Here is a 6,549-nt window from a genome sequence, read left to right on the forward strand (position 1 = left end):
GCACCAGGTGCGGCGGCAGGCCGGCAGTCAGCAGCGCTGGCGTGGTCAGCAGGCCGCCACCGCCGGCAATGGCGTCGATGAAACCGGCAATGAATGCGACGAGGGCAAGAATGGCGAGGGTGGTGAGGTCAACGCTGAGTTCGAAAGGCATGGAATCGGCTTATTCGGCAGGGCGCAGACGGGCTGCGGGAAGGGCTGACATGTTACTCATTTCCAGTTGTTGCGGCGACCCATAAGGCTCGATCGCTGGCAAGCCAGCTCCGTCAGGTTTCGGCATGTTCGCAATATGTGTGTGCGCTAGAGATCCCTGTGGGAGCTGGCTTGCCAGCGATGAGGCCTGCACCGCCACAGGCTATTGAACTGTTGCCCAACCAACACCGCGACAACAAATCACCCTCCAACCATGCAACTCCATCAGTCTCAAGCCCAATAAAAACGGGCATTTGCACGCTGGCACGCTTGCTGCTCTGACACCTTGACCTTCCCAATGTCCCGAGGACACGCCAATGAGCAAGCACGCGGTGAAATTCGCCTACTGGGTACCGAACGTCAGTGGCGGGCTGGTGGTCAGCAAGATCGAGCAGCGTACCGACTGGGGCATCGACTACAACCGCAAACTGGCGCAACTCGCCGAGGCGGCAGGTTTTGAATATGCGCTGACACAGATTCGCTTCACCGCCGGCTATGGCGCTGAGTTTCAGCATGAATCGGTGGCGTTCAGTCACGCGCTGCTGGCCGCCACCCACAAACTCAAGGTGATCGCGGCCATTCTGCCGGGGCCGTGGCAACCGGCACTGGCGGCGAAACAGCTGGCGACTATCGACCAACTGACCAATGGCCGTATTGCCGTGAACATCGTCAGTGGCTGGTTCAAGGGCGAGTTTCAGGCGATTGGCGAGCACTGGCTGGAACACGACGAGCGCTATCGGCGTTCCGAGGAATTTATCCGTTCGTTGCGCGGGATCTGGAGTGAGGACAACTTTACCTTCCGTGGCGACTTCTACCGGTTTGACCATTACAGCCTCAAGCCGAAACCGCTGGGGCGTCCGGAGATCTTCCAGGGCGGCAGTTCACGGGCAGCGCGCGACATGGCGGCGCGGGTGTCGGACTGGTATTTCACCAACGGCAACAGTGTCGAAGGGATCAAGGCCCAGGTCGATGACATTCGCGCCAAAGCCGCGGCGAATAATCACTCGGTGAAGATCGGCGTCAATGCCTTCGTCATTGCACGTGACACCGAAGCAGAGGCGCGGGCCGTGCTGGCGCAGATCATTGATCAGGCCGATCCGGAAGCGGTGAATGCCTTTGGTGACGCCGCAAAGCAGGCGGGCAGGGCCTCGCCGGAAGGTGAGGGCAACTGGGCGAAGTCGACCTTCGAGGACCTGGTGCAATACAACGATGGCTTCAAGACCAACCTGATCGGCACGCCGTTGCAGATTGCCGAGCGGATTGTGGCGTTGAAAGCGGTGGGCGTGGATCTGGTGCTGGCGGGGTTTCTGCACTTTCAGGAGGAGGTGGAGTATTTCGGCCGGCGGGTGTTGCCGCTAGTGCGCGAGCTTGAGGCCGAAAAGACGGCCGCCATCGCCTGAATCCAACAAATTTTCTGGAGGCGTGAGCCTGCTCGCGATGGCGGCGTGTCAGTCAACATTCAGGTTGAGTGTTCAGACGCTGTCGCGAGCAGGCTCACTCCTGCAATTGGATCTGCGTGAACTTACAGACCGAGGTCCGACAACCCCGGATGATCATCCGGGCGTCGGCCCAGCGGCCAGTGGAACTTGCGTTCGCTTTCCTTGATCGGCATGTCGTTGATGCAGGCATAGCGCTGGAACATCAGGCCATGCTCATCGAACTCCCAGTTTTCATTGCCATAAGAGCGGAACCAGTTGCCGGAGTCGTCATGCCATTCGTAGGCGTAGCGCACGGCGATGCGGGTGTCCGAGTAGGCCCAGAGTTCCTTGATCAGGCGATAGTCCAGTTCCTTGGCCCATTTGCGGGTCAGGAAGGCTTTGGCTTCTTCGCGGTTGTTGGCGAATTCGGCGCGGTTGCGCCATTTCGTGTCGAGGGTGTAGGCCAGCGACACTCTTTCCGGGTCGCGGGAGTTCCAGCCATCCTCGGCCAGGCGAACTTTTTCAATCGCCGATTCACGGTTGAAGGGGGGTAATGGCGGACGTACCTGGGCTGCAGTAGACATGTTCAGTCTCCCGATCTCATTAATAGTTAAACAACGTGTCCGGCTTATTTAAGGCGTTACAGGTCCAATAACTTACGCGCCATGCATTGCGCATTATCAGCGGCACTGTGATCACCCATCACAAGCGCTACGGTAATGGCACCGTCAATCAGGATCAGCAGTTGTCTGGCCAGCAATTGCGGATCTTCGGCGCCATGTTCGGTACACAGCTCGCACAGGTAATCGAGCAGCTTCTGTTTGTGGTCTTTGGCGACCTGGCGCACCGGGTCCTGAGGATCACCGGTCTCGCCACTGGTGTTGATAAAGGCACAGCCACGGAAGCCTTCCGAGGCGAACCAGCCCTTGAGTACGGTAAACAGGTTGATCAGGCGCTTGGCCGGGGTTTCGGCCTGATCGACAGCATTTCGGTACCAATGCATCCAGCGCACATCGCGGCGTTGCAAAGCGGCGACGGTCAGCTCCTCCTTGTTGGCGAAGTAGCGGTAGATGCTTTTTCTGGAGACGCCGGCGGTTTTCACCAGCAGATCCATCCCGGTGGCAGCGATGCCACTCTTGTAGATCAGCTTTTCGGTGACATCCAGAATGATGTCGCGGGTCGAGGTGTCTGTGATTTCGTTCATGCAGCCAACAGTAGAACGATCGTTCTCCTTGGTCAAGTGTTGTTTTTTTATCGCTTTCGCGAACAGGTTCGCTCCCACAGGGGATTGCATTTCAAATGCAGGAGCGAGCTCGCTCGCGAAGGCTTCATTACAGACACTTACGAGACCCGAACCGAGTGATGGTGTAAGCTCTCGAGTTCTTCGGATTCGACCCATTGCGAGCCCTATGCCGTTGCTTTTCAAACGCTCTCTGCTGCCCAAACTGCGCAGCTTCCCGCTGACCGCCGAGGCCGTGACCATTCTGTCCGGCGCCGCCGAGTTTCGTCGTAGCCTGCTGGAGAAAATCGCCACGGCGACCCGGCGCATCTACATCGTCGCGTTGTATCTGCAACAGGACGAGGCCGGTCAGGAAATTCTCGATGCCTTGCACGCCGCCAAACTCAAACGCCCAGAGCTTGAAATTGCCGTGGTGGTTGACTGGCTGCGGGCTCAGCGTGGCCTGATCGGCGCGGGCAAACAGCCGGGGAATTCGGCGTGGTATCAGGAAATGACCCGCACGCACCAGAGCGAAGTGCCGGTGTACGGCGTGCCGGTGCAAACCCGCGAGCTGTTCGGCGTCCTGCATCTGAAGGGCTTTGTCATCGACGATTGCGTGGTCTACAGCGGCGCGAGCCTGAACAACGTCTACCTGCACAAGTTCGAAAAGTACCGGTTCGACCGTTACCATGTGCTGCACAGCCGCGAACTGGCGGACTCGATGCATCATCTGGTCAAGCATGGCCTGATCGAATCCAAGGCTGTGCATCGCCTCGACCTGCCGAACCTGCCGACCACCCGCAGCCTGCGCAACGACATCGGTGACCTGCGCAGCCGGCTCAAATACGCGACTTACGACACTGCAGCCGGCAGCACGGCGCACACCGGTCTGTCGGTGAGTCCGTTACTCGGCGTGGGCAAGAACAACCCGCTGAACCGGGCGATCCTTGAGTTGATCGCCAGCGCGCAACAGCAACTGACGATCTGTACGCCGTACTTCAACCTGCCGCTGGGAGTGATTCGCGAGATCAACCGTGCGTTGGCCCGTGGCGTGAAGATTGACATTGTGGTCGGCGACAAAACCGCCAATGACTTCTACATCCCGCCAAGCGAACCGTTCAAGGTGATCGCGGCGCTGCCGTATCTGTACGAGATCAGCCTGCGCCGCTTTGCCAAGCGGCATCAGCGCAACATCGACAGCGGCCAGTTGAACCTGCACCTGTGGCGGGATGGTGACAACACCTATCACCTCAAGGGCATGTGGATCGATCAGCGTTATACCTTGCTGACCGGCAACAACCTCAATCCACGGGCGTTCCGTCTCGACCTGGAAAATGCGCTGCTGATTGATGACCCGCAAGGCGAATGGCTGGCACCACGGGCGAAGGAACTGGAGGAGATTTTCCGCAACACCACGCGAATTGCCAGCTTCCAGAACCTGGAGACCTTGCCGGAGTACCCGGCGGCGGTGGCGAAGTTTTTGAAGCGGGTGAGCAGGGTGCGGATCGAGCGGTTGCTCTACCGGATTTTGTAAACCTTCAGGTTATTCAGGGCGGTTGAAACCGCTATCGCGAGCAGGCTCACTTCTACAGGGGAATGCATTCCAACTGGAGGAGTGAGCCTGCTCGCGATGGGGCCCTGAAAGTCTCTACATCAAATCAGTTCAGACCGAGCTTGCCACGCAACGTGGAAAGGTCTTCCGCCAAGGTATTGACCGGGCCAACCAGCGCCTTGCGGTCGTTGTCTTTGACTTTGTCATACGTCTCGAAACCACCGTCCTTGGTCTTGTATTTGGCGAGGATCTTGTCCACGGTGGCAAAATTCTTGTCGACTTTGGCGACAAACGCCTTGTCCTGTTTCTCGATCTGCGGACGGAACAGGTCGACGATTTTCTTCGCACCGTCGATGTTGCCCTGGAAGTCGTACAGGTCGGTGTGGCTGTAGCGGTCTTCTTCACCGGAGATCTTGGTCGCGGCGACTTCTTCGAGCAGCGCGGCGGCACCACCGACGACTTTTTCCGGCGGGAAGGTCAGGCCGGCGACGCGGGTTTGCAGGTCTTTCACATCACTGTCCAGTTTGTCCGCCAGGGCGCTCAGACCTTCGGTGCTCTTCTCCGAGAACAGCGAGTATTCGAGGCGATGGAAACCGGTGAAGTCTTCGGCCTTGACGCCTTTTTCGTGGTCGTCGACCCGGGAGTCGATGGACGCATCGAGGTCGCTGAACAGCTCGGCAATCGGTTCGATCGACTCGTAGTAGACGCGGGTCGGCGCGTAGAGCTTTTGCGCGGTGGCCAGATCGCCTTTCTTCACCGCATCGGTGAATTGTCTGGTGTGGCTGCCCAGCTCATCCAGTTGCTCGGTGACGTAGATCTTGTAGTCCGACACCGGGCCGACCAGATCCAGCGGCGCGGTCGCGGCGAACGCCGACAGTGGGGTGTTGAGCAAACCGAGGGTCAGCAGTAACGCGAGTGGCGACTTTTTCATGGAGCGGCTCCGAGGTTTTTTATGGTTAGGCAGCTGTTTTGGGTTGGGTGGCGTTGAGCAGCGAGCGACCAATGAAGTCCTTGTCGCCGGTGACACCCGGCAGGGTGAAGAAGTAACCGCCGCCGACCGGTTTGAGGTATTCCTCCAGCGGTTCGCCGTTGAGCCGGGTCTGTACGGTGATGAAGCCTTTTTCCAGGTCGGCCTGGTAGCAGATGAACAGCAGGCCCATGTCGAGCTGGCCGTTCTTGTTCACGCCGTTGGAGTAGTTGAACGGCCGGCGCAGGATCAGGTTGGCCTGGCTCGCGGCGGTGCGCGGGTTGGCCAGGCGAATGTGCGCGTCGAGCTTGGTCAGCTTGCCTTCCGGGTCTTTGCTGTAATCCGGAACCTCGGTTTCGTGCCGGGCGCCCATCGGTGCGCCCGTGGTCTTGACCCGGCCGATGATGCTTTCCTGTTCTTGCAGCGGCGTGCGGTCCCAGCGTTCGACGAAGTTGCGGATGATCCGCACCGCTTGATAGCTGCCATGCGCCGCCCAGGCGGGTTCATCGCTGCCTGGTTGCACCCAGACAATCGTGTCCATCGCCTTGGCGTCGTTGGAATCGGGGTTGGCCGAGCCGTCGCGAAAACCGAGGAAGTTGCGCGCCGATTGGGCCGGTACACCCGGTTTGGCCGGGGCTTGCGGCGGCACGCTGCCTTCCTGTTTCCAGCGCACCAGCAACAGATCCGGCAGGTTCTTGACGATATCGCGCAGCGCGTGAATGTTGGTGTCGGCGGTGTTCGAGCAGAACTGCAGGCCCAAGTCGCCGTGGCAGCAATCGGCCTCCAGCGCATCGTTGGGGAAACCGACCATGCGTTGCAGGCGCTTGGGTTTGGCGGCGGCCAGACCAAAGCGCTCATCGAACAGCGAGTCACCTACCGACACGGTGATGGTCAAGTTGTCCGGGGTCACGACCGGGCCGAGGATGCCGGAATCCGGCGGCGGCAGTTTCGGGTCGATCTGCGCCACCGGGCCGCCCGTCATCAGGAACGCGATGCGTTCGTTGAGGGTGCGGAACAGCCGCTCGAGGTCTTCGCGATCGCTGGCCAGTACGTCAAAGGAAACGAACATGCCGGACGCCGGACGCGGGGTGACGATGCCGGTCTGGTGTACGCCATGGAAATCGTGACGGTCTTCGGTCTTGTCGCTGCTCGGCGCTTCGGTGACTTGCGCCGGCGCCGCAGCCATGGCGGGGCAACTCAGGGC

At 59.7% G+C, this 6,549-nt stretch carries 6 protein-coding genes and 1 pseudogene; 2 read left to right on the plus strand and 5 right to left on the minus strand.

Annotated features, from left to right (window positions below; genetic code table 11):
- Positions 1-151 (minus strand): annotated as a pseudogene (locus DBR24_RS31840) (hypothetical protein); the annotation flags it as partial.
- Positions 152-506: 355 nt separating this feature from the next.
- On the opposite strand from DBR24_RS31840, the gene sfnG reads away from it, so the two are divergent.
- On the plus strand, positions 507-1,589 hold the full coding sequence (gene sfnG, locus DBR24_RS09475) for a dimethylsulfone monooxygenase SfnG (protein ID WP_128614591.1): 1,083 nt from the start codon (positions 507-509) through the stop codon (positions 1,587-1,589).
- Positions 1,590-1,711: 122 nt separating this feature from the next.
- On the opposite strand, the gene DBR24_RS09480 is transcribed toward sfnG, so the two are convergent.
- Positions 1,712-2,191 carry a nuclear transport factor 2 family protein gene (locus tag DBR24_RS09480; protein ID WP_123468908.1) on the minus strand — a complete coding sequence of 160 codons (480 nt, stop codon included), beginning with the start codon at positions 2,189-2,191 and terminating at the stop codon, positions 1,712-1,714.
- Positions 2,192-2,247: 56 nt separating this feature from the next.
- The gene (locus tag DBR24_RS09485) at positions 2,248-2,811 is read right to left on the minus strand and encodes a TetR/AcrR family transcriptional regulator (RefSeq protein ID WP_128614592.1); all 564 of its coding nucleotides are present in this window, start codon (positions 2,809-2,811) and stop codon (positions 2,248-2,250) included.
- A 205-nt stretch (positions 2,812-3,016) separates the two neighbouring features.
- Here DBR24_RS09485 and pssA point away from each other — a divergent pair, with 205 nt between their 5' ends.
- Entirely contained in the window at positions 3,017-4,360 is a 1,344-nt protein-coding gene (pssA, locus tag DBR24_RS09490; protein WP_128614593.1) for a CDP-diacylglycerol--serine O-phosphatidyltransferase, read from the plus strand.
- 124 nt (positions 4,361-4,484) lie between these two features.
- On the opposite strand, the gene efeO is transcribed toward pssA, so the two are convergent.
- Positions 4,485-5,309, minus strand: a complete 825-nt coding sequence (efeO, locus tag DBR24_RS09495) for an iron uptake system protein EfeO (RefSeq protein ID WP_128614594.1) — start codon at positions 5,307-5,309, stop codon at positions 4,485-4,487.
- 25 nt (positions 5,310-5,334) lie between these two features.
- A partial coding sequence (efeB, locus tag DBR24_RS09500) for an iron uptake transporter deferrochelatase/peroxidase subunit (protein ID WP_128614595.1) occupies positions 5,335-6,549 on the minus strand: 1,215 nt, incomplete at its 5' end.

This window comes from Pseudomonas sp. HMWF006 (genome assembly GCF_003061205.1).
Lineage (GTDB): Bacteria > Pseudomonadota > Gammaproteobacteria > Pseudomonadales > Pseudomonadaceae > Aquipseudomonas > Aquipseudomonas monsensis.

Excerpts from the sequence above, each read along its gene's own strand:
- sfnG (WP_128614591.1), top strand. The coding sequence starts at position 507 with ATGAGCAAGCACGCGGTGAAATTCGCCTACTGGGTACCGAACGTCAGT.
- DBR24_RS09480 (WP_123468908.1), bottom strand. The coding sequence starts at position 2,191 with ATGTCTACTGCAGCCCAGGTACGTCCGCCATTACCCCCCTTCAACCGT.
- DBR24_RS09485 (WP_128614592.1), bottom strand. The coding sequence starts at position 2,811 with ATGAACGAAATCACAGACACCTCGACCCGCGACATCATTCTGGATGTC.
- pssA (WP_128614593.1), top strand. The coding sequence starts at position 3,017 with ATGCCGTTGCTTTTCAAACGCTCTCTGCTGCCCAAACTGCGCAGCTTC.
- efeO (WP_128614594.1), bottom strand. The coding sequence starts at position 5,309 with ATGAAAAAGTCGCCACTCGCGTTACTGCTGACCCTCGGTTTGCTCAAC.